The 21,714-nt window shown below is 72.1% G+C and carries 17 protein-coding genes and 1 pseudogene; 7 read left to right on the forward strand and 11 right to left on the reverse strand.

All coding sequences use genetic code 11. The features are described from left to right. Nucleotides 1-11: 11 nt before the first annotated feature. A complete protein-coding gene (locus tag ACZ6I1_RS12570) occupies nucleotides 12-566 on the reverse strand; it encodes an EF-hand domain-containing protein (protein ID WP_469286225.1) in 555 nt (184 codons plus the stop codon). Nucleotides 567-810: 244 nt separating this feature from the next. On the opposite strand from ACZ6I1_RS12570, the gene ACZ6I1_RS12575 reads away from it, so the two are divergent. Next, the gene (locus ACZ6I1_RS12575; RefSeq protein ID WP_469286227.1) at nucleotides 811-1,245 is read left to right on the forward strand and encodes a hypothetical protein; all 435 of its coding nucleotides are present in this window, start codon (nucleotides 811-813) and stop codon (nucleotides 1,243-1,245) included. Nucleotides 1,246-1,329: 84 nt separating this feature from the next. Beyond that, a complete protein-coding gene (locus ACZ6I1_RS12580) occupies nucleotides 1,330-2,763 on the forward strand; it encodes an aminopeptidase (RefSeq protein ID WP_469286229.1) in 1,434 nt (477 codons plus the stop codon). A 51-nt stretch (nucleotides 2,764-2,814) separates the two neighbouring features. Here ACZ6I1_RS12580 and ACZ6I1_RS12585 read toward each other — a convergent pair whose 3' ends face one another. Continuing rightward, a complete protein-coding gene (locus ACZ6I1_RS12585; RefSeq protein WP_469286293.1) occupies nucleotides 2,815-4,575 on the reverse strand; it encodes a glycoside hydrolase family 3 protein in 1,761 nt (586 codons plus the stop codon). 55 nt (nucleotides 4,576-4,630) lie between these two features. Continuing rightward, nucleotides 4,631-5,587 (reverse strand): LysR substrate-binding domain-containing protein, encoded by a 957-nt coding sequence (locus ACZ6I1_RS12590; protein ID WP_469286231.1) that lies wholly within the window; start codon nucleotides 5,585-5,587, stop codon nucleotides 4,631-4,633. A 101-nt stretch (nucleotides 5,588-5,688) separates the two neighbouring features. Between ACZ6I1_RS12590 and ACZ6I1_RS12595 the strand changes: the two genes are divergently transcribed. Continuing rightward, nucleotides 5,689-6,645, forward strand: coding sequence for an EamA family transporter (locus tag ACZ6I1_RS12595; protein ID WP_469286233.1), 957 nt, complete (start codon nucleotides 5,689-5,691; stop codon nucleotides 6,643-6,645). Here ACZ6I1_RS12595 and ACZ6I1_RS12600 read toward each other — a convergent pair. Both ACZ6I1_RS12600 and ACZ6I1_RS12605 read right to left on the reverse strand, forming a co-directional pair. Further along, nucleotides 6,551-7,054 (reverse strand): annotated as a pseudogene (locus ACZ6I1_RS12600) (GNAT family N-acetyltransferase); the annotation flags it as partial. The gene ACZ6I1_RS12595 and the pseudogene ACZ6I1_RS12600 overlap by 95 nt on opposite strands. A gap of 56 nt (nucleotides 7,055-7,110) precedes the next feature. Continuing rightward, complete coding sequence (locus ACZ6I1_RS12605) at nucleotides 7,111-7,647, reverse strand: DUF937 domain-containing protein (protein ID WP_469286235.1); 537 nt, start codon at nucleotides 7,645-7,647, stop codon at nucleotides 7,111-7,113. Nucleotides 7,648-7,940: 293 nt separating this feature from the next. Here ACZ6I1_RS12605 and recD2 point away from each other — a divergent pair, with 293 nt between their 5' ends. Beyond that, complete coding sequence (gene recD2, locus ACZ6I1_RS12610) at nucleotides 7,941-10,199, forward strand: SF1B family DNA helicase RecD2 (protein ID WP_469286237.1); 2,259 nt, start codon at nucleotides 7,941-7,943, stop codon at nucleotides 10,197-10,199. 182 nt (nucleotides 10,200-10,381) lie between these two features. Then, the gene (locus ACZ6I1_RS12615) at nucleotides 10,382-11,671 is read left to right on the forward strand and encodes a citrate synthase (RefSeq protein WP_030029946.1); all 1,290 of its coding nucleotides are present in this window, start codon (nucleotides 10,382-10,384) and stop codon (nucleotides 11,669-11,671) included. Between the two features lie 459 nt (nucleotides 11,672-12,130). Here the strand turns inward: ACZ6I1_RS12615 and ACZ6I1_RS12620 are convergent, their stop codons facing one another. Both ACZ6I1_RS12620 and ACZ6I1_RS12625 read right to left on the reverse strand, forming a co-directional pair. Further along, nucleotides 12,131-14,419, reverse strand: coding sequence for a heavy metal translocating P-type ATPase (locus ACZ6I1_RS12620; RefSeq protein WP_469286240.1), 2,289 nt, complete (start codon nucleotides 14,417-14,419; stop codon nucleotides 12,131-12,133). Nucleotides 14,420-14,514: 95 nt separating this feature from the next. Beyond that, nucleotides 14,515-14,748, reverse strand: a complete 234-nt coding sequence (locus ACZ6I1_RS12625; RefSeq protein WP_469286242.1) for a heavy-metal-associated domain-containing protein — start codon at nucleotides 14,746-14,748, stop codon at nucleotides 14,515-14,517. A 164-nt stretch (nucleotides 14,749-14,912) separates the two neighbouring features. On the opposite strand from ACZ6I1_RS12625, the gene ACZ6I1_RS12630 reads away from it, so the two are divergent. After that, nucleotides 14,913-16,148: a cation:proton antiporter gene (locus ACZ6I1_RS12630; RefSeq protein WP_469286295.1), complete on the forward strand. Its 1,236-nt coding sequence runs from the start codon at nucleotides 14,913-14,915 to the stop codon at nucleotides 16,146-16,148. Here ACZ6I1_RS12630 and ACZ6I1_RS12635 read toward each other — a convergent pair. Further along, nucleotides 16,126-16,788 carry a TetR/AcrR family transcriptional regulator gene (locus ACZ6I1_RS12635; RefSeq protein WP_469286243.1) on the reverse strand — a complete coding sequence of 221 codons (663 nt, stop codon included), beginning with the start codon at nucleotides 16,786-16,788 and terminating at the stop codon, nucleotides 16,126-16,128. The genes ACZ6I1_RS12630 and ACZ6I1_RS12635 overlap by 23 nt on opposite strands. 131 nt (nucleotides 16,789-16,919) lie before the next feature. Here ACZ6I1_RS12635 and ACZ6I1_RS12640 point away from each other — a divergent pair, with 131 nt between their 5' ends. Beyond that, entirely contained in the window at nucleotides 16,920-19,151 is a 2,232-nt protein-coding gene (locus ACZ6I1_RS12640) for an MMPL family transporter (protein ID WP_469286244.1), read from the forward strand. 74 nt (nucleotides 19,152-19,225) lie between these two features. On the opposite strand, the gene ACZ6I1_RS12645 is transcribed toward ACZ6I1_RS12640, so the two are convergent. The 3 genes from ACZ6I1_RS12645 to ACZ6I1_RS12655 all read right to left on the reverse strand — a co-directional run bounded on the left by ACZ6I1_RS12645 (nucleotide 19,226) and on the right by ACZ6I1_RS12655 (nucleotide 21,630). Further along, nucleotides 19,226-19,426: a helix-turn-helix transcriptional regulator gene (locus ACZ6I1_RS12645; protein WP_469286245.1), complete on the reverse strand. Its 201-nt coding sequence runs from the start codon at nucleotides 19,424-19,426 to the stop codon at nucleotides 19,226-19,228. A gap of 258 nt (nucleotides 19,427-19,684) precedes the next feature. Beyond that, nucleotides 19,685-20,695 carry a Gfo/Idh/MocA family protein gene (locus tag ACZ6I1_RS12650; RefSeq protein WP_469286246.1) on the reverse strand — a complete coding sequence of 337 codons (1,011 nt, stop codon included), beginning with the start codon at nucleotides 20,693-20,695 and terminating at the stop codon, nucleotides 19,685-19,687. 20 nt (nucleotides 20,696-20,715) lie between these two features. Beyond that, the gene (locus ACZ6I1_RS12655) at nucleotides 20,716-21,630 is read right to left on the reverse strand and encodes a sugar phosphate isomerase/epimerase family protein (RefSeq protein ID WP_469286248.1); all 915 of its coding nucleotides are present in this window, start codon (nucleotides 21,628-21,630) and stop codon (nucleotides 20,716-20,718) included. Between the last annotated feature and the right edge of the window lie 84 nt (nucleotides 21,631-21,714).

Below are 21,714 nucleotides of genomic sequence, written 5' to 3' on the forward strand. Positions count from 1 at the left end.
CGACGGGCGGGTCAGAGCTCGCCGAAGAACAGGTTGCCCGGGGCGTCCTCGGCGGTGCCGGTGTAGTAGTCCCGTACGGCGTCGAGGAGTTCGTCCACGGTGAGGGTGCCGTCCCCGTTGGCGTCGATCCGCCGGAACAGCGCCTCGGCCTCGGCGGAGCTCAGTTCCGTGTCGAAGGCCTCCTGGGCCCGGTGGAACTCCGCCGGGCTGATGCGGCCGTCGCCGTCGGTGTCGACGACCGTGAGGATCGCCTGCATCATCGGCCGGAAGGAGCGGTCGTACGCGGCGCCGCCCTGCTCGTACAGCCGGGTCATGCCCACCTTGTACTCCTCGGGCGTGACCTTGCCGTCCCGGTCGATGTCCAGCTCGGTGAACAGGTCCTGCCAGAAGTTGGCGAGCCCGTTCATCACCGCGTCCGCCTTGGGCGAGTCACCGGGCTCGTCCAGGGCCGCCAGGAGCCGGGAGCCGAGCGCGATGATGTCCGTCGCGTCGATCACGCCGCTCCCGTCCGCGTCGAGGCGGTTGAAGGAGCGCTCCAGCTTGCGGTCGAGCAGGTCGTTCGTCACGTGAATGCCTTTCACGGCTACGGAGGACGGGAGGTGGGTCACCCAGCGTAATCTCCCGCCCTCTCGTGACATCCCGTTCTCCGCCAGGGGATGGCGGATGCACCCTTACGGGCGACGGACGGCTCCCCGCAACCTTCCGGGGGGCCCGTGCGTCGTACGTGCGTACGCACGTCGTACGTGCGGCTGATCGGGGGACAGGGTGTTGCAGGGGTCGAGGGGGTGGCGGAGGTGCGGCCGGCGGGCCGTGCCCCTCGGGGTGTTCGCGGCCGCGCTGTGGCTCTGCGCCGGCGGGCTGTTCGCGGCTCCGTCCGCGCGGGCGGCTGCGCCGGAGCAGGCGGCGGCATCGGAGCACGCGGCGTCGGAGCGGGGCGGGCGCGGGGAGCGGGCCGCCGCCGGCGCCTGTCCCGGCCGGCTGGCGAGGACGCTGCCGTTCGAGGCGGGTGAGGTGCGCGTCTACAAGAGCCGCACCCGGGTGTGTGCGCTGACGGTGGCGCACGTCCCCGGTGAGCGGCGGGAGATGGCGCTCAGCATCCAGGGCCGCGGCGGGGTGCCCGTCCGCGATGTCGGCCGATTCACCCGTTATGCCGGTCCCGTCACCGTGAGCGCCATCGGCCGCTGCGTGTATGTAAAGGGGAGCGTGGGGGCCGGGTCGGCCGAATCCGGCTGGATCCTTTGTTGAGGGAGCGGCCCAACTAGGTCTGTTCAGCAGCACGTTCGCCCGGCTAGGTTCACCGCGACCGAAGTGAACACAAGGGGAGGGTGAATGCGCAAGACGCTCGGATGGCTGCTGTCACTCGTGGTGCTGATCGGCACCATGGGTGCGGCCGGCTCCACGGCACAAGCGGCCACCGCCGCAGGGCCCGCGGCCGCCACGGACATCAAGGACCAGATCCTCGGCATTCCCGGAATGAGCCTGATCGAGGAGAAGCCGTACCCCGGCTACCGCTTCTTCGTGCTGAACTACGAGCAGCCGGTGGACCACCGGCAGCCGTGGAAGGGCACTTTCAAGCAGCGCCTGACCCTGCTGCACAAGGACGTCTCACGGCCGACGGTGTTCTTCACCTCCGGCTACAACGTCAACACCAACCCGCGCCGCAGTGAGCCGACGACCATCATCGACGGCAACCAGGTCTCCATGGAGTATCGGTTCTTCACGCCGTCCCGGCCCGACCCGGCCAACTGGGCGAACCTGGACATCTGGCAGGCCGCCAGCGACCAGCACCGCATCTTCGGCGCGCTGAAGAAGATCTACCCCAAGAACTGGCTGTCCACGGGCGGCAGCAAGGGCGGTATGACGGCGACCTACTACGAGCGCTTCTACCCGCGCGACATGGACGGTGTCGTCGCCTACGTCGCGCCCAACGACGTCGTCAACGACGAGGACTCGGCCTACGACCGCTTCTTCAGCAAGGTCGGCACCAAGGAGTGCCGCGACAAGCTGAACGCGGTGCAGCGCGAGGCGCTCGTGCGCCGCGAGCCGCTGGAGGCCAAGTACGCGGCCGCCGCCGCCGAGAACGGCTGGACCTTCACCACCGTCGGCAGCCTCGACAAGGCCTACGAGGCCGTCGTACTCGACTACGTGTGGGCCTTCTGGCAGTACAGCCTGCTCGCCGACTGCGCCTCCATCCCGGCCGCCGCGACCGCGAGCGACCAGGAGATCTGGGACACCATCGACGCGATCTCGGGCTTCTCCGCCTACTCCGACCAGGGCCTGACGACGTACACGCCGTACTACTACCAGGCGGGCACGCAGCTCGGGTCGCCCGACATCAAGCAGCCCCACCTGGGCAACCTGAGCCGCTACGGCTACCAGCCGCCGCGCAACTTCGTGCCCCGCGACATCCCCATGACCTTCCAGCCGGGAGCCATGAAGGACATCGACACGTGGGTGCGGAACAACGCCCACCAGATGCTGTTCGTGTACGGGCAGAACGACCCGTGGGGCGCCGAGCCGTTCCGCCTCGGCTACGGGGCGCGCGACAGCCACGTGATGATCGCTCCGGGCGCCAACCACGGGGCCAACGTCGCCAAGCTGCTCGACGGCGAGAAGGCCCTCGCGACCGCGAAGATCCTCCAGTGGGCCGGGGTCGCCCCGGCCGCCGCGATCGCCGACGAGGCGAAGGCGGCGCCGCTGGCCGCGCCGGACGCCCAGCTCGACCAGCGCGACCTGGAGCGCGAGCCGCAGCTGCGGCCGTAGCCCCCGGGCGCCTCGCACGGCGGCCGCGGGCCACGGGCCACGGGCTGACGTCTAGTACTTCACCCCGTGGCCCAGCGGGTAGCGGCCCGGAACCGGGACCGGGAGACGGCCCGCCGGCCGTACCGCACCGGTGAGCACCCGGGCAGCCGCCCGCATCTCCACATCCGTCCAGGAGTACGTCGCCACCTCGGCCGCGCAGGCCGGCAGCCGGGCCGCGTCGTACGGATTGCGGATCGCCACCAGGACGACCGGCACCCCGGTCGCCAGCAGGCCGGCCACCAGGGCGCGCTGCGGATCGTCCCCCTCGGCCACGTTGTACGTGCACACCAGCACCGCCGCGTGACCGGGCGCGGCGGCCGCCGCGCGGGCGGGCGGCAGCGCCGTGGCCCGGCAGCCCAGGGCGGTCAGCTCCCGCGCCAGGACGGCCGTCGGCGGCCCCGTGGTGCCGCTGGGGGAGGCCGGGTCCGCCCCGGTGACCAGCAGCCGGGGGGCGGCCGACGCGTCCAGCGGCAGCAGGCCCGCCGGATTGGCCAGGACGGTCGTCGTGCGGGCGGCGATCGCGTCGGCGGCCGCGAGGTGTTCCGGGGTGCCGACGGTGGCGTCGACCTCCCCGGCCGAGGTGCCCGCCCCGTCGAACAGGCCGCGCCGCGCCTTCAGTTCCAGGATCCGCAGCACCGACTCGTCGACGCGCTCCTCCGTCAGCTCGCCGCTCTCCACGGCCGCCAGCACGCTGCGGTACGCGAGCCCCAGGTCCGGCGGGTTCAGCAGCTGGTCGCAGCCCGCCAGCAGGGCCAGGACCGGCACCCGGTCGTCCCCGTACTTCTGCCGGACCCCCGCCATGTCGAGCGCGTCGGTGACCACCACGCCCCGGAAGCCCAGGCGTTCGCGCAGGATGCCGGTCACGATCGGCCGGGACAGCGTCGCCGGATCCCCGGAGGGGTCGAGCGCGGGAAACACGATGTGCGCCGTCATGACCGCGTCCACGCCCGCCTCCACCGCGGCCCGGAACGGCGGCTCGTCCAGCTCCTCCCACTCCGCCCGGCTGTGCCGCATCACCGGCAGCCCGACGTGGCTGTCGGTCGCGGTGTCCCCGTGCCCCGGGAAGTGCTTCGCGGTGGCCGCGACACCCGCCTCCTGGTAGCCGCGGACCTGGGCGGCGACGAGCTCCGCGACCGCGCCGGGGCCGGCGCCGAAGGACCGTACGCCGATCACCGGGTTGGCCGGATTCACATTGACGTCCGCCACCGGCGCGTAGTCCTGCCGGATGCCCATGGCCGCCAGTTCGGACCCCGCGATGCGCGCGGCGCGGCGGGCGTCGGCGGTGGAGCCGGTCGCGGCGTGCTGCGCGCCGAGGGCCATCGCCCCCGGGAACAGGGTCGCGGGCTTGCCGACGCGGGCGACGGCGCCGTGCTCCTGGTCGGTGGACAGCAGCAGCGGGATGCCGGGGCCGGAGGAGAGGGCGGCCTGCTGGAGGCCGGCCGAGAGCCCGGCGATCTGATGCGGGGTACGGGTGTTGTGGGCCCAGGCGAAGTAGATGATCCCGCCCAGGTGGTAGCGGGAGACCACCTCGGCCGCGGTGCCCACCCCGAACAGCTCCAGGTTCTTCTCGGCGTCCGCCGGGTCGGGCTCGGTCGCCGAGTGCCCGTACGCGCGGGAGACGAAGAGCTGCCCGACCTTCTCGGCGAGGCTCATCCGGTCCAGCAGCCGGCGCACCGAACGCTTCGGGGCGCGGCCGGGGTTGCGCGCGTCGTCGGTGCTCCGATAGGCGCCCGCGGCGGCGGAGGCGGCCCCGGCGCCCGCGACGGCGACCATGGCGGCCGCGGCGAGCAGGGTCCGGCGGGAGGCTTGGTTCGGCACCCGCCGGACCCTACTGCGGCGGCGCGGCCGAGGGGTGACGGACACTCGGGGGTTCCCCCGGATGACCCGTTGACGCGGTCCAGGCCTCCTGGAGGGTCCGTACGGCCTCGGTGATCGCCGGACGGCGGGCGGCCCCCGTCCGCCACAGCGCGTACAGCCGGCGCACGGGGCCGGGCTCCAGCGGGACGGCCACCGCGCCCGGCGGCAGCGCGCCGGTGCCCAGCCGGGGGACGACGGCCACCCCCAGCCCGGCCGCCACCAGGGCGACGATGGTGTGGTTCTCCTCCGCCACGTGCGCGATGTCGGGCTCGAAGCCGGCCGTGCGCAGGGTCCGGATCAGCCAGTCGTGGCAGACCCGACCCGGCGGCTGGCACACCCAGCGTTCGCCGCCGAGGTCCGCCCGCCGGATCACGTCCCGCGCGGTGAAGGGGTGCCCGGCCGGCACCACCAGATCGCAGAGGTCGTCCCCGATCACCGCCTGTTCGATGCCCTCGGGGGCCGGCAGCGGCGCGATGTCCCAGTCGTGCGCCACCGCCAGATCGGTGACGCCGCGGGCCACCAGGTCCACCGACAGGTGGGGGTCCACCTCCGTGAGGCGTACGTCGAGCGCCGGATGGCGGCGGGCCAGGTCGGCCAGTACCCCCGGCAGCAGCCCGCGCGCCGCCGAAGCGAACGCGGCCACCGTCAGCAGCCCGCTGGGCTGCCCGCGCCGCTCCTCCAGCGTGGTCTCGGCACGTTCCACGATCGCCAGCAACTCCCGGGCGGTGTCGGCCAGATGGCGGGCCTCCTCGGTGAGCGCGACCCCGCGCCCGCGCCGCTCGAGCAAGGTGGTGCGGGTCTCCCGCTCCAGCTTGGAGATCTGCTGCGAGACCGCGGAGGGGGTGTAGCCGAGGGCGGCGGCCGCGCCCGCGACCGAGCCGTGGACGGAGACGGCGTGCAGGGCGCGCAACCGCGCGAGATCGAGCATGGCTCCATCGTGGCACTGCGCGTCAGGCGTAAGCAATGCTTCATCCATTGCGGAAGAGATCTGCGCTGGTGCTACACGATCCCGGCGCCGATGCTCGGAGCATGCGTCCCGTACACACCGCACTCGCCGTGCTCGTCGCCGCCGTCTGGGGCTTCAACTTCGTCGTCATCGAGATCGGACTCGACCACTTCCCGCCGCTGCTGCTGTCCGCGCTGCGCTTCCTGGCCGCCGCCCTGCCCGCCGTGTTCTTCGTCGGGCGCCCCAAGGTCGCCTGGAAGTGGATCCTCGGGGTCGGCCTGGCCCTGGGCACCGCCAAGTTCGGCCTGCTCTTCACCGGCATGGCCGCCGGGATGCCGGCCGGGCTGTCCTCCCTGGTGCTCCAGGTGCAGGCGGTGTTCACCGCCGTCCTCGCCGCGGTGCTCCTGCGCGAACGGCCCGGCCGGGTACGGCTGATCGGGATGGGCGTGGCACTCGCCGGGATCGCGGTGGCCGCCGTGGACGGCGGGACGTCCGGGCCGGTGCTCGGCTTCACCCTGGTCGTCGCTGCCGCCGCCTGCTGGGGCGTGTCCAACGTGCTGACCCGCAAGGCGTCCCCGCCCGACGCGCTGAACTTCATGGTCTGGGTGTGCACGGTGCCGGTGCTGCCGCTGTTCGCCCTCTCCCTGCTGCTGGAGGGCCCCGAGCGGGACCTGGCCGCGCTGCGCGCACTGGACTGGTCGGGGGCGGCCGTCATCGGCTACGTGGCCTGGGTGTCCACCGTCTTCGGCTTCGCCGCCTGGGGCTACCTGCTGCGCCGCTACCCGGCCTCCTCGGTGGCGCCGTTCTCCCTGCTGGTCCCGGTGTTCGGGATGTCCTCGGCGGCCCTGGTCCTCGGGGAGTCCGTCTCGGGGCTGCGCTGGCTGGCGGCCGTACTGCTGGTCGGCGGCGTGGCCCTGACCTCGCTGGCCCCTTCGCGGGGCGTGCTCACCGCGGCCGGTCCTCCTGGAGCGGCAGCCGCCAGTCCTGTCCCGTCAGGCTCACTCCGAACGAGCGGTGCGGCCGCTCCGCGATCAAGGTGAACCCGGCGCGCAGGTAGAGCTCGCGGGCGTCGGCCAGTACGTCGTTGGTCCACAGCACCAGCTCGCGGTAGCCGACCGAGCGGGCGAAGCCGACGACCGCGGAGACGAGCTGGGTGCCGATGCCGCGGCCGCGGCCCTCCGGGTCGACCAGGAGCAGCCGCAGCCGGGCGGTGCCGGGCGAGCCCTCGTCCCGTACGCACATCACGCAGCCGACGGGACGGCCGTCCAGCTCGGCGATCCACACCCGTTCCAGATGGGGGTCGTGGTCCTCGGCGAAGTCCGCGACGATCCGGGCGACCAGGCCTTCGAAGTCGGAGTTCCAGCCGTACTCGGCGGCGTACAGCGCGCCGTGGCGCTGCACGATCCACCCCAGGTCTCCCGGTTCCGGGTCCCGCAGCCGCACGCTTTCCGCCATGCGCCAACTCTACGGGCCCGCGTCCCGGGTGCGCGGGGTCCTCGAACGGGCTACTTCCTGCCGCCGCCGAGGATCCGGCCCAGCAGGTCGCCGAGATCCGGGCCGCCGCCCTGCGCCGGGGCCGCGCCGGGGGCCGAGGTGCCCCCTGCCGACGGCGCACCCGCCCCGGTTTCCGCGCCCCGGCCGGCGGCGGCGCGCTTGGCGAACACGGCCAGCAGCGCCGGGATCAGCAGCTCGATGACCCGGCTGACGGCGGGGGCGGGGATGCCGGTCTTCTTCGAGACGGCGTGGGCCACGGGTTTGCTCACCTTGGCGAGCACCCCGGCCATCAGCCCGCCGCCCAGCAGGCCGCCGCCGAGCGTGGCGACGCCCTGCAGCGGAGGCTCGGCCACCTCCGCGAAGGCCTGCCGCACCTCGTCGTCATCGGAGGCCGCCTTCTCCTGGAGGCTGCCGGTCATCGCGCCCACGGTCTGCGCGACGGTGTCGCGGGCGCCGTCGGCGTCGGTGCCGAGCAGTCCGGCGATCTCGGTCAGCCGGTCGTCGCCGAGCTCGCCCAGCACGTCTTTCTGCAACGAGGATTCACTCATGCCGGAAACGCTACTTCTGTGCTGATCTGACAGCATCTCGGAGGGGAGTTGGGTAACGGAAACATAAAACTCCGGATCCTGCTGCAACCCTTCGCGCGGATTGCGGGTCGTACGGTGCGTCGGCGCTTCCGGGAGGGGATCTGGGGGGATCGGGAAGTCCGGCGAGGGAGGGGTAACCGTGAGGGGGTCCGGCCGCGAGGCCGGACCCCCTTCTGGTATCCGCCCCCCGCCCGGCGCCGGGCGCCCGTCCACAGCCCTGACGCGCTGTCGGCGCAGGGCGGTAGCTTCGGGTCATGGCAACGAACGGGGCGCAGGCGCAGACCGTGCAACTGGCGGTGGTCGAGGGGGTCCTCGAGCGCATCACCTACGCCAACGAGGAGAGCGGGTACACGGTCGCCCGCGTCGACACCGGCCGGGGCAGCGGCGACCTCCTCACCGTCGTCGGCTCCCTGCTGGGCGCCCAGCCCGGCGAATCCCTGCGCATGGAGGGCCGCTGGGGCTCCCACCCGCAGTACGGCAGGCAGTTCACCGTCGAGAACTACTCCACCGTGCTCCCCGCCACCATCCAGGGCATCCGCCGCTACCTCGGCTCCGGCCTGATCAAGGGCATCGGCCCGAAGATCGCCGACCGGATCGTGGAGCACTTCGGCACCGACACCCTCGACGTCATCGAGGAGGAGCCGAAGCGGCTGATCGAGGTGCCCGGCCTCGGCCCCAAGCGGACGAAGCTGATCGGCGCCGCCTGGGAGGAGCAGAAGGCCATCAAGGAAGTCATGGTCTTCCTCCAGGGCGTCGGCGTCTCCACCTCCATCGCGGTGCGCATCTACAAGAAGTACGCGGACGCCTCCATCTCGGTGGTGAAGAACCAGCCCTACCGGCTCGCCGCCGACGTGTGGGGCATCGGCTTCCTCACCGCCGACCGCATCGCCCAGGCCGTGGGCATCCCGCACGACAGCCCCGAGCGGGTCAAGGCCGGACTCCAGTACGCCCTGTCCCAGTCCACCGACCAGGGGCACTGCTTCCTCCCCGAGGACCGGCTCATCGCCGACGGGGTCAAGCTGCTCCAGGTGGACACCGGGCTGGTCATCGACTGCCTGGCGGAGCTCGCCGCCGACCCGGAGGGCGTCGTACGCGAGCCCGTGCCCGATCCGCAGGGCGGTCCGGACCCGCTGACCGCCGTCTACCTCGTCCCCTTCCACCGCGCCGAGCTGTCACTGGTCGGGCAGGTGCGCCGGCTGCTGAACGCCGAGGAGGACCGGCTGCCGGGATTCCGGGACGTGGACTGGGACAAGGCGCTGGGCTGGCTCGCCGGGCGGACCGGAGCCACCCTCGCCCCCGAGCAGCGGGACGCGGTCCGGCTCGCGCTGACCCGCAAGGTGGCCGTCATGACCGGCGGGCCCGGTTGCGGGAAGTCCTTCACCGTGCGCTCCATCGTGGAGCTGGCCCGGGCCAAGAAGGCGAAGGTGGTGCTCGCCGCCCCCACCGGCCGGGCGGCCAAGCGGCTGGCCGAGCTCACCGGGGCCGAGGCCTCCACGGTGCACCGGCTGCTGGAGCTCAAACCCGGCGGGGACGCGGCGTACGACCGGGAACGGCCGCTGGACGCGGACCTGGTCGTGGTCGACGAAGCCTCGATGCTGGACCTGCTGCTCGCCAACAAACTGGTCAAGGCCGTGGCACCGGGAGCACACCTGCTGCTGGTCGGGGACGTGGACCAGCTGCCCTCGGTCGGCGCCGGGGAGGTGCTGCGCGACCTGCTGGCCGAGGGGGGCGCGGTTCCCGCGGTCCGGCTCACCCGGATCTTCCGGCAGGCCCAGCAGTCGGGCGTGGTCACCAACGCCCACCGGATCAACACCGGCCTGCCGCCGATCACCGACGGGCTGCCGGACTTCTTCCTCTTCCCCGAGGAGGACACCGAGGCGGCGGGCGTGCTCGCCGTGGACGTGGCGGCCCGGCGGATTCCGGCCAGATTCGGTCTCGACCCGCGCCGGGACGTCCAGGTGCTCGCGCCCATGCACCGGGGCCCGGCCGGCGCCGGGAACCTCAACGGCCTGCTCCAGCAGGCCATGACGCCGGCCCGGCCGGACCTGCCCGAGAAGCGCTTCGGCGGCCGGGTCTTCCGGGTGGGCGACAAGGTCACCCAGATCCGGAACAACTACGAGAAGGGGGCCAACGGCGTCTTCAACGGCACGGTCGGCGTGGTCACCGCCCTCGACCCGGAAGAACAGCGCCTGACGGTGCGGACGGAGGAGGACGAGGAGATCGGCTACGAGTTCTCGGAGCTCGACGAGCTGTCCCACGCGTACGCCGTCACCATCCACCGCTCCCAGGGGAGTGAATATCCCGCGGTCGTGATCCCGGTCACCACCGGCGCTTGGATGATGCTCCAGCGAAATCTGCTCTACACGGCGGTGACCAGGGCGAAGAAACTGGTGGTCCTCGTCGGGTCCCGCAAGGCCCTCGGTCAGGCGGTGCGTACCGTTTCCGCAGGCAGGAGGTACACGGCGGTCGCGCCGAGGCTGTCCGGCCGGATACCGGTGGGAAACATCACCTAGATGATCGATCATTTGGGGTTCCGCCGCCGGTGCGGAGCGGGCAGGATGAGCAGCTTGACGGCACTCAGTGCCGTCAATAGCACCAAAGGCCGACCCCGAGTGCACTCTCCTGCGCCAAATGGGGGAAGGTAGAGGCAGTCAGGGCACCTCGAAGAAGAGGCACTACGTCGGTGAGGGATGACGTGAGCGACAACTCTGTAGTACTCCGGTACGCGGACGGTGAATACACCTACCCGGTGGTCGAGAGCACCGTCGGTGACCAGGGCTTCGACATCTCGAAGCTGAGGGCCCAGACCGGGCTCGTCACTCTGGACAGCGGCTACGGCAACACCGCGGCCTACAAGTCCGCGATTACCTACCTCGACGGTGAGCAGGGCATCCTGCGCTACCGCGGCTACCCGATCGAGCAGTTGGCCGAGCGTTCGACCTTCATCGAGGTCGCGTACCTGCTGATCAACGGTGAGCTGCCGACCGTCGACCAGCTCGCGTCGTTCCGCAACGAGATCACCCAGCACACGCTGCTCCACGAGGACGTGAAGCGCTTCTACGACGGCTTCCCGCGGGACGCGCACCCGATGGCGATGCTGTCTTCCGTGGTCAGCGCGCTGTCGACGTTCTACCAGGACAGCCACAACCCGTTCGACGAGACGCAGCGCAACCTCTCGACGATCCGCCTGCTGGCCAAGCTCCCGACGATCGCGGCCTACGCCTACAAGAAGTCGGTCGGCCACCCGGTGGTCTACCCGCGCAACGACCTCGGCTACGTCGAGAACTTCCTGCGCATGACGTTCTCCGTGCCGGCCCAGGAGTACGACCTGGACCCGGTCGTGGTCTCGGCGCTCGACAAGCTGCTGATCCTGCACGCGGACCACGAGCAGAACTGCTCGACCTCCACCGTGCGCCTGGTCGGCTCCTCGCAGGCGAACATGTTCGCCTCGATCTCCGCCGGCATCTCGGCCCTGTGGGGCCCGCTGCACGGTGGCGCCAACCAGTCGGTCCTGGAGATGCTCGAGGGCATCAAGAACGACGGCGGCGACGTCGACGCCTTCATCCGCAAGGTGAAGAACAAGGAAGACGGCGTCCGCCTCATGGGCTTCGGACACCGCGTCTACAAGAGCTTCGACCCCCGGGCGAAGATCATCAAGGCGGCGGCGCACGACGTCCTCTCGGCGCTCGGCAAGAGCGACGAGCTGCTCGACATCGCGCTCAAGCTGGAAGAGCACGCGCTGGCCGACGAGTACTTCGTCTCGCGCAACCTCTACCCGAACGTGGACTTCTACACGGGTCTCATCTACCGCGCGATGGGCTTCCCGACCGAGATGTTCACCGTGCTCTTCGCGCTCGGCCGGCTCCCCGGCTGGATCGCCCAGTGGCACGAAATGATCAAGGAGCCGGGTTCCCGCATCGGCCGCCCGCGCCAGATCTACACGGGCGAGGTCCTGCGCGACTTCGTTCCCGTCGAGGCCCGCTGACCCGAGGCCCGCTGACCCGAGGCCCGCTGACCCCAGGCCCGTGACCCGAGGCCCGCTGGCCTTCGGCCCGCTGACCCCAGGCCCACCACGGCCTGGGGTCAGCTGCGTCCGGGCCGCGCGCACGGCATACGAAAAGCGCCCCGCCGTCGATCCCCCCACGGGTCGACGGTCGGGGCGCTTTCCTTTCCCCGGTACGGATTCCCCCCACGGGACCCGCGCCGGGGCGTCGGTGTCTGCCGGGACCCGTTCGGGTCGGGAGGGCCGCTCAAAGCCTCCCGCGGGAACGCGTCCCGGCCGGCCGGTGCCCGTGGACGTCCCCCAAGACCTCCGTGGAACGTCCCCCAAGACGTTCCTGGCACCGCCCCATTAGACCCGTGCGGACCCCGGATGGTTACGTTGGCATCACTGTGATCTGCGTCTCCCGTGAAGGAGATGTGTGCGCGATGCGAAGGCGATCCATCAGCGGAAGGACCGCAACCGGAGGCTGTTGGTCACTACGAAGACCGAAGAGAAGGCCATGGCGGCCCCCGCGATCATCGGGTTGAGCAGGCCGGCGGCCGCCAGCGGCAGGGCCGCCACGTTGTAGCCGAAGGCCCAGAACAGGTTGCCCTTGATCGTGGCCAGGGTCCGGCGGGACAGCCGGATCGCGTCGGCCGCCACCCGCAGGTCCCCCCGTACGAGGGTCAGGTCGCCCGCCTCGATCGCGGCGTCCGTCCCGGTGCCCATGGCCAGGCCCAGGTCGGCCTGGGCGAGCGCGGCCGCGTCGTTGACCCCGTCGCCGACCATCGCGACCGTACGGCCCTCGGCCTGCAGGCGGCGTACGACGTCCACCTTGTCCTGCGGGAGCACCTCGGCGATCACCTCGTCGATGCCGACCTGCCGGGCCACCGTCTCGGCGACGGCCGTGTTGTCGCCGGTCAGCAGAACCGGCGTGAGGCCGAGGGCGCGCAGCCGGGTGACCGCCTCGGCGCTGCTCTCCTTGACGGCGTCGGCCACGGTCAGCATGCCGCGCGCCGCGCCGTCCCAGGCCACGAGGACGGCGGTGCTGCCCGCCGCCTCGGCGGCCGCCTTGGCCCGCGCCAGCGGGGCGGGCAGCGCGATCGACCAGTCGGCCAGCAGCTGCTCGCGGCCCACCAGGACGGCGTGTCCGTCGACGACGCCCTGGACGCCGAGCCCGGCGAGGTTCTCGAAGTTCTCGGGCACCGGCAGTTCGCCCGCCTGCGCCGCGGCCCCCGTGGCGATGGCGCGGGCGATCGGGTGCTCCGAGGCGTGCTCCAGGGAGCCCGCGAGACGCAGCAGCTCCGTCTCGTCGACCCCTTCGGAGGCGTGCACGCCCGCCAGGGTCATCCGGCCGGTGGTGACGGTCCCGGTCTTGTCCAGGACGACGGTGTCCACGCGGCGGGTGGACTCCAGCACCTCGGGACCCTTGATCAGGATGCCGAGCTGCGCGCCCCGGCCGGTGCCGACCATCAGGGCGGTCGGCGTGGCCAGGCCCAGGGCGCACGGGCAGGCGATGATCAGGACGGCCACGGCGGCGGTGAAGGCGGCGGCGGGGTCGTCGGTGATCAGCATCCAGGTGGCCCAGGTGCCGAGCGCGAGCAGCAGGACCACCGGCACGAAGACCGCGGAGATCCGGTCGGCGAGGCGCTGGACCTCGGCCTTGCCGTTCTGCGCGTCCTCGACGAGCCGGGCCATCCGGGCGAGCTGGGTGTCGGCGCCGATCCGGGTGGCCTCCACGACGAGGCGGCCCGAGGCGTTGACGGTGGCGCCGGTGACGGGCTCGCCGACGGAGACCTCGACCGGCACGGACTCGCCGGTGAGCATGGAGGCGTCCACGGCGGAGCTGCCCTCGACGACCGTGCCGTCGGTGGCGATCTTCTCGCCGGGGCGGACGACGAACCGGTCGCCGACCGCGAGCGCGCCCACCGGCACGCGGACCTCCCGGCCCGCGCGCAGGACGGCGACGTCCTTGGCGCCCAGCTCCAGCAGGGCCTTGAGGGCCGCGCCCGCCTTCCGCTTCGAGCGGGCCTCCAGATAGCGGCCGAGCAGGATGAAGCTGACGACCCCGGCCGCGACCTCCAGGTAGAGGGCGGAGGAGCCGTCCGTCCGCGAGACGGAGAAGTCGAATCCGTGCCGCATGCCCGGCATGCCCGCGTGGCCGAAGAACAGGGCCCACAGGGACCAGGCGAAGGCGGCGAGCGTGCCGACCGAGACCAGGGTGTCCATCGTGGCGGCGCCGTGCCGGGCGTTGGTCCAGGCGGCCTTGTGGAAGGGGAGGGCGCCCCAGACGACGACGGGCGCGGCGAGGGTCAGCGAGAGCCACTGCCAGTTGTCGAACTGGAGGGCCGGGACCATGGCGAGCAGGACGACGGGCAGTGCGAGTGCGGCGGACACGAGCAGCCGCTGGCGCAGCGCGGCCGTGGCGGGGTCCCGTACGGCCTCCGCGGCCGCCGGCGGCCGCTCCGCCGGCGGAGCGTCGAAGTCCGGTTCCGTTCGCGGCTCCGGGGCCGGCGGCGGAGGCTCCTCGGCGGTGTACCCGGTCTTCACGACGGTCGCGATGAGATCGGCGACCCGGACGTCACCCGCGTACGAGACCTTCGCCTTCTCGGTGGCGTAGTTCACCGTGGCGGTGACCCCGTCCATCCGGTTCAGCTTCTTCTCGATGCGGGCCGCGCAGGAGGCGCAGGTCATTCCGCCGATCGAGAGTTCGACCGCGGTGATGGGTCCGTCGTGCACTGTGCTGGTCATGTTCCGGCTCCAGGGGGATGGCCGGGGTGTACGGAACCAGTATCAGCTGGCCGGCACACCCCGGCGAGGTGCTGCCGAAGGTGGGGACGTCCGGCTCAGATCCGGCCGGTGAACTCGTAGCCCGCCTCGTCCACGGCGGCGCGTACGTCCTCGTCGGCCAGCGGGGCGGCGGAGGTCACGGTGACCTCGCCGGTCGCGGCGACGGCCTTGACCGAGCTGACGCCCGGCAGGGCGGAGAGCTCGGCGGTCACCGCGCCCTCGCAGTGCCCGCAGGTCATGCCGGTCACCCGGTAGACGGTGGTGGTCTGGGTGTCCGTCTCGGCGGTCATGTCGTTCTCCTCTTCAAGGGCGTGTGCGGTCGCCGGAAGGCGGCGAGTCGCTCCACCGTCCTCCCGACACGTCGAGACTATACCCCTAGGGGGTATGGATGCGAGCGTCCGCGCCCGCTCTTTTGGGATGGCCGATCGGGATGAACCATATGTAAATGGCTCATATGGATCATCCGGCTACCCTCGTCCTGATCGCGGCCGCCGCCGTACTGGCGCCCCTGCTGGCCTACGGCATCTCGCGCTGGCTCCCCGTACCGCTGGTGATCTTCGAGATCCTGCTCGGCATCCTGATCGGCCCGGACGTGCTCGGATGGGCTCCCACTGGCCGGGTGATCGACGTACTGAGCCGGCTCGGACTCGCGATGCTGATCTTCCTGGCCGGATACGAGATCCGGTTCGACCAGGTCAGGGGGGACACCCTCAAGCGGTCGGTGTGGGCCTGGCTGATCGCCCTGGCGCTGGGACTGGGCATCGGGACCCTGCTCGCCCACGGCGGCGGCTTCGACAAGGGCGTCTACGTCGGCACCGCGCTCACCAGCACCGCGCTCGGCGCGATCCTGCCGGTGCTGCGGGACGCCGGGGACCTCCAGAGCCGGTTCGGCTCCGTGACGATGGCGATGGGGTCGGTCGGCGAGTTCGGACCGGTCATCGCGATGGCGCTGCTGCTCAGCGGGCGGGCCCCGGGGCGCTCGGCGGCGCTCCTGGCGGCCTTCGCGGTGCTGACGGCGGCGGCGGTCTTCTGGGCGGTGCGCCCCAAGCCGCCCTGGTTCTCGAACGTCATCGCCACGACCCTGCACAGCAGTGGGCAGTTCGCGGTACGGCTGGTGGTGCTGCTGCTGGTGGGGATGCTGGGGCTGGCCCAGGTGCTCGGGCTCGACATCCTGCTCGGGGCCTTCGCGGCGGGGCTGGTGACCCGGCTGGTGCTGCAGGGGGCCGCGCCGGAGAGCAGTGAGACCGTGCTGTCCAAGGTGGAGGCCATGGGCTTCGGCTTCCTGGTGCCGCTGTTCTTCGTGGTCACCGGGATCGAGTTCGACCTGGAGGCGCTGCTCGGGGGCGGGCGGGTGCTTCTGCTGCTGCCGGTGTTCCTGCTGCTCTTCCTGCTGGTGCGGGGGCTGCCGATGTGGCTGCTGGCCCCTCGGGACCTGGGGCGGCGGGACAGGTCGGCGCTGGTGCTCTTCGGGTCCACCGCGCTGCCGCTGGTGGTGGCGATCACCACGCTGGGGGTGGAGGACGGGCGGATGGAGCCCGGGGAGGCGGCGGCGCTGGTGGGCGCCGGGATGCTGTCCGTGCTGGTGTTCCCGCTGGTGGGACTGCGGCTGAGGGCCGGGGGCCGGCCCGCTGAGGGCGGGCCTGCGCAGGAGCGGCGCGCGGGGCGGGTCAGGGGTGGCGAGTCGTGGTGACCTTCGGCTCCAGGTAGCGCAGCAGGACGGTCTTCAGCTCCGCGATGTACGCGTCGCGCTCCTCGCCCTCGTGGGCCAGGATCAGGTCCAGCGAGGCCTTGAAGATGCCCAGGATCATGTGCGAGGTGTGGGTGAGCTCGGCGGGCGCGGCCTGCGGGCAGAAGGTGTGCAGGACGCCCTCCACCCGGGCGAGCAGGCCTGCGTGCAGTTCCTCGTGCTCCTGGTGCATGGCGGCGCCCGGGATGCCCGAGCCGTGCATGAGCGCCCAGAAGGCCGGGTTCTCGCAGTTGAAGGCGATGACCGGGTCCAGGACGGCGTCCAGCAGCTCGGGCAGGGGCAGCTCGAGGTTCTCGGGCAGGAAGGCCTGGCCGTGCGTCTCGTGGGCGCGCTTGAGCAGTTGGCCGCCGAGCTCGATCGCGATGGCCTCCTTGTTCGGGAAGAACTGGTAGAGCGTGCCCGGCGACACCCCGGCCTCGCGGGCGATGGCGTTGGTGCTGGCCGCGGCGTAGCCGGTACGGCAGAACACCCCGGCGGCGGCGGCGAGGAGCTGGGCGACCCTGCGCTCGCCCCGTGCCTGCCGGCGGCGCGGCGCGGAGGTTTCACCGGTTTCGGTTGTTTTGCCCCTGGGAGTCCCCGGCATGTCCCATCCCTTGCTTCCCGTGGGTGATTGACAAACACGAGAGGTCGCTCGCATTCTGAAGAAACGCGAGCGATTGCTCGTGTTTGCCAGTCTATTTGGCCTGGCAATCACGGTGAAGGGGACACCGAGCCATGTCCGAAGTCAAGAATCCGCCGTCGCCCGGGGAGAGCGGCAGGTGGACCCGGTGGGTCACGGCCCGTCCGCGGCTCTCGCTGCTGATCGCCCTGGTGGTCACGGCACTGGCCGTGTTCGCGGGCGGCGGCGCCGCCGAACGGATGGGCAGCGGCGGCTGGGAGGATCCGGGCGCCCGGTCCACCTATGCCGCCAAGGCGCTGGAGCGCGAGTTCCCGGCCTCCCAGCCCAACCTGCTGCTGCTCGTCGACTCCGGCCCGGGCACCGCCGGAGTGGACGATCCCGCCGTCGCGGCCGAGGCCGAGCGGCTGACGGCGCAGCTCGCCGCCGAGCAGGGGGTCGTCGGCGTCGGCTCCTACTGGCGCACCCGGCTGCCAGCCCTGCGCTCCGAGGACGGGCGGCAGGCCCTCGTCGCCGCCCGGGTCCTGGGCGACGAGAAGACCGCCACCGAGGTGCTGGAGCGGATCACCCCCCGCTACCGGGGCGAGCACGGGCCGGTGCGGGTCTCCCTCGGCGGGCCGGTCGCGGTCCAGCGCGAGGTGACCGCCACCATCCAGGAAGACCTGCTGCGAGCCGAGATGATCGCCCTGCCGGTCACCCTCGTCCTGCTCGTCCTCGTCTTCGGCAGCGCCGTCGCCGCCCTGCTGCCCCTGGGCGTCGGGATCGTGGCCATCCTCGGCACCAACGCGGTGCTGCGCGGACTCACCGAGGTCACCGAGGTCTCCGTCTTCGCCCAGAACCTGACCACCGCGCTCGGACTCGGGCTCGCCATCGACTACGCCCTGTTCATCGTCCGCAGGTTCCGAGAAGAACTCGCCGCCGGTCGGGACCCGGTGGCCGCCGTCGGCGCCACCCTGCGCACCGCCGGGCGCACCGTGCTGTTCTCGGCGCTGACCGTCGCGGTCTCGCTCTCGGCGATGCTGTTCTTCCCGATGTACTTCCTGCGCTCCTTCGCCTACGCCGGGGTCGCGGTGGTGCTGCTCGCCGCGGCGGCCGCGCTGATCCTGCTGCCCGCGGCCCTGGTGCTGCTCGGGGAGCGGGTCAACTCCCTGGACCTGCGGCGGCTGTGGCGGCGCGGGCGCCCGGCCGCCGCCCCGGCGGAAGCGGGGCGGGGCTGGGCACGAGGGGCTGCTCTGGTGATGCGCCGGGCCCCGTTGTTCGCGGTGGCCACGACGGCGGGGCTGCTGCTCCTCGGACTGCCCTTCCTCGGCGTCAGGTTCGGCACCGTGGACGACCGGCAGCTGCCGAAGACCGCGGAGTCGCACGTGGTCCAGCAGCAGATCCGGGACTCCTTCCCGGGCAGCCCCGGCGGCGGGATCACCGTCCTCACCGAGGACGCGGCAGGACCGGCGGAACTGGCCGCCTACCGGGAGCGCCTGGCACTCCTGCCCGGCGTGGTCCGGGTCGACGGGCCGGTCGGCACCCCGGACCCCTCGCGGTACGCCTACTTCTCGCTCACCACCGAGGGCGAGGCGGTGGGGCAGCAGGCCCGGGACCTGGTCGGTGAGGTGCGGAGGGTGGAAGCGGACTTCCGGACCTCCGTGACCGGAGAGGCGGCGGTGCTCGTCGACGCCCAGCAGGCGATAGCCGGGAAACTGCCCGTGGCGCTGGCCCTGGTGGTGCTCGCCACGCTGCTGCTGGTGTTCCTGCTCACCGGGAGCCTGCTCATACCGCTCCAGGCGGTCCTGCTCAACGCACTGAGCCTGACCGCGATGTTCGGGGCGATGGTGTGGGTGTTCCAGGAGGGCCACCTCTCCGGACTGCTCGCCTTCACCTCCACCGGCGACATCGAGACCACCCTGCCGGTCCTCATGTTCTGCATCGCCTTCGGACTCTCCATGGACTACGGGGTGTTCCTCATATCCCGGATCAAGGAGGAGTACGACCGGACCGGGGACCACGAAGGGGCCGTGCGCACCGGACTGGCCCGCACCGGCGGGCTGATCACCGCGGCGGCCGTGATCCTGGCGGTGGTGATGGTGGCCATCGGCACCTCACGGGTGACCAACACCAAGATGCTGGGGCTCGGGATCGCGCTGGCGGTCCTGATGGACGCCATGGTCGTACGCAGCCTGCTGGTCCCGGCGGCCATGAAGCTGACCGGGAAGGCCACGTGGTGGGCGCCGGGCCCGCTGCGCAGGCTGCACGAGAGGTTCGGACTGAGCGAAGGGGAACCCCTGTCGCCGACGGCCGGCCCGGAACCGGAGAAGGTGCCCGTCGGGACGGGCTGAGCGGGACGGCCTGAGCGGGGCGGCGGGGTGTGGGGCGGGGCCGTGGGCGGCCCCGTCCGGCCACCGCGGACGGGTCAGCCCTCGCGGCGCCCCCGGTTGCCGGGGCGTCGGGCCACCCAGGTGCGGATCGTGTCGGCGTACCAGTAGGGCTTGCCGCCCTCCACGTGGTCGGGAGCGGGGAGCAGGCCGTGCTTTCGATAGGAGCGCACCGTGTCGGGCTGCACCCGGATGTGGGCAGCGATCTCCTTGTAAGACCACAGCTGTCGGTCGCTCATGATGCACCTCCTTGTCCACGCCGCGGGGCCGGCCGGGAGGCCGTCGGGGGAGCCGGCACGTGGACACTGACGATCACTCGGGTTGTGCCCGGCGAACGACGCGAAGCGAGGGCAGGGGAGGGCCTGTCGAACGGCTGTGACGGAAAACCCGCGTGATGCGGATATGCGTGACAAGGAGGAGATCTCTGTGACAGATGCGGCACAGAGGTGCACAAGTGGCCCGGAGGGGGCGGTGCTTGGCGGCGGCGCGGCCGGGGCTCAGAGGTAGAGGGGCGGGCGGTCCACCAGGGTCACCGGGGTCCGTACGCCGGTGCGCGCGGCCGCGAGGCCCGCCTCCGAGACGGCGGCGGCCGCGTAACCGTCCCACGCGTCCGGCCCGGCCACCCCGCCCCGCGCGGCCGCGGCCACCCAGCGCCGCAGCTGCCGGTCGTAGGCGTCGGCGAAGCGCACCGTGAAGTCCTGGTCGATCTCTCCGCCCCACCGGCCCGCCGACTGCACCACCATCGCGTGACCGTCACCGATCCGGGCACTGCCGGACTCGCCGACCGCCTCGCACTGCACCTGGTAGCCGACACCGCAGTTGACGAAGATCTCCACATCCACAACGGCCCCGCCGGAGGTCTCCAGCAGCACCAGCCGGGGATCGCGCAGCCCCTCGGGAGCCGCCGAAGAAGGCGTGGGGGAGAGCACGGACACCGCCGTGATCTCGTGCCCCAGCAGCCAGCGGGCCGCGTCCACCTCGTGTACGACGGAGTCGCTGATCAGCATGTCGCTGGTGAAGAAGGACGGCGAGGCGGCATTGCGGTGCCGGCAGTGCAGGAACAGCGGTCTGCCGATCCCGCCCGCGTCCAGCAGCTCCTTGAGCCGCTCGTACTCGGCGTCGTACCGGCGCATGAACCCCACCTGGACCAGACGCCGCCCCAGCCGCTGCTCGGCCTCCATGATGCGCAGCGCCCCCGCCGGATCGGGCGTCAGCGGCTTCTCGCACAGCACGGGAAGCCCCCGTTCCAGCGCGAGTCCGATCGCCTCCTCGTGGGCGGGCCCCGGCGAGGCGATCAGTACGGCCTCGACCCCGGGCGCGGCTATCGCGGCCGCCGGGTCGGTGTGCGCGCCGGCGCAGTCCAGGGCGCCCGCGACCTCCTTGACCCGGTCCCCGTCCGGGTCGGCCACCGCCACCACCCGGGCCCCGCCGACCGTCCGCCCGATACGGCGGACGTGGTCGGCGCCCATCTTCCCCGTGCCGATGACGGCGATGCCGAGCGTGCTCATGTCGTGTTCCTCCCGGGAGTTCAGCGGGCGCCGCAGGAGCGCAGGTAGGCGCGGGTGCGGCGGGCGATGGGCAGCGGCCGGTCGGGCTCGCACGGGTACATGTCCTGTTCCACGATGGCGAACAGGTCCACGCCGAGCCGCTGCGCCGCCGCCAGTACCGGCTCCAGAGCAGGCACCCCCGAAGGCGGTTCGCACATCACCCCGCGGCCCACGGCCGGACCGAACGGCAGCTGCTCCGCGACCACTTCGGCGAGGATCCGCGGGTCCACCTGCTTCAGGTGCAGGTAGCCGATCCGCTCGGAGAAGGTCTCGAGGGCCTGCACGCTGTCGCCCCCGCAGTACGCGTAATGGCCGGTGTCCAGGCAGAGCGAGACGAGGGCGGGGTCGGTGGCGTCCAGGAACCGCGCCACGTTGTCCGGAGTGTCGATGTGCGTGTCGGCATGGGGATGGACCACGATCCGCAGGCCGTACCGGTCCTGCACCTCCCGGCCCAGCCGCTCGGTCTGGGAGGCCAGTTCACGCCATTGCGCGGCGGTGAGGGTGCGGTCCTCCAGCACCTCCCCGGTCTTGTCGTCCCGCCAGAAGGAGGGGATGACCACGAGGTGCGCCGCGCCCATGGCCTGGGTGAGCGCCGCGATCCGCGACACGTGCGCCCAGGTGTCCTCCCATACGGCGGGCCCGTGATGGAGTCCGGTGAAGACGGTGCCGGCCGAGACCCGCAGCCCGCGCTTGGCCGTTTCCTCGGCGAGCCGCAAGGGATCGGTGGGCAGGTAGCCGTAGGGGCCGAGTTCGATCCACTCGTACCCGGCGTCGGCGACCTCGTCGAGGAACCGCTCCCAAGGGGTCTGCGCGGGGTCGTCGGGAAACCAGACACCCCAGGAGTCCGGAGCCGAACCGACGCGGATACGGGTCAACGCGGGCGGGGAGGACGTCATAGCGCCACCTTAGGGTGCGAGGCTCGAAGGGACGGTGAAGACCGTGGGACCAGTGGGACCAGCGGGACCAGCGGGAGGACTGAC

The sequence above is a fragment of the Streptomyces sp. NPDC046303 genome (genome assembly GCF_055588085.1).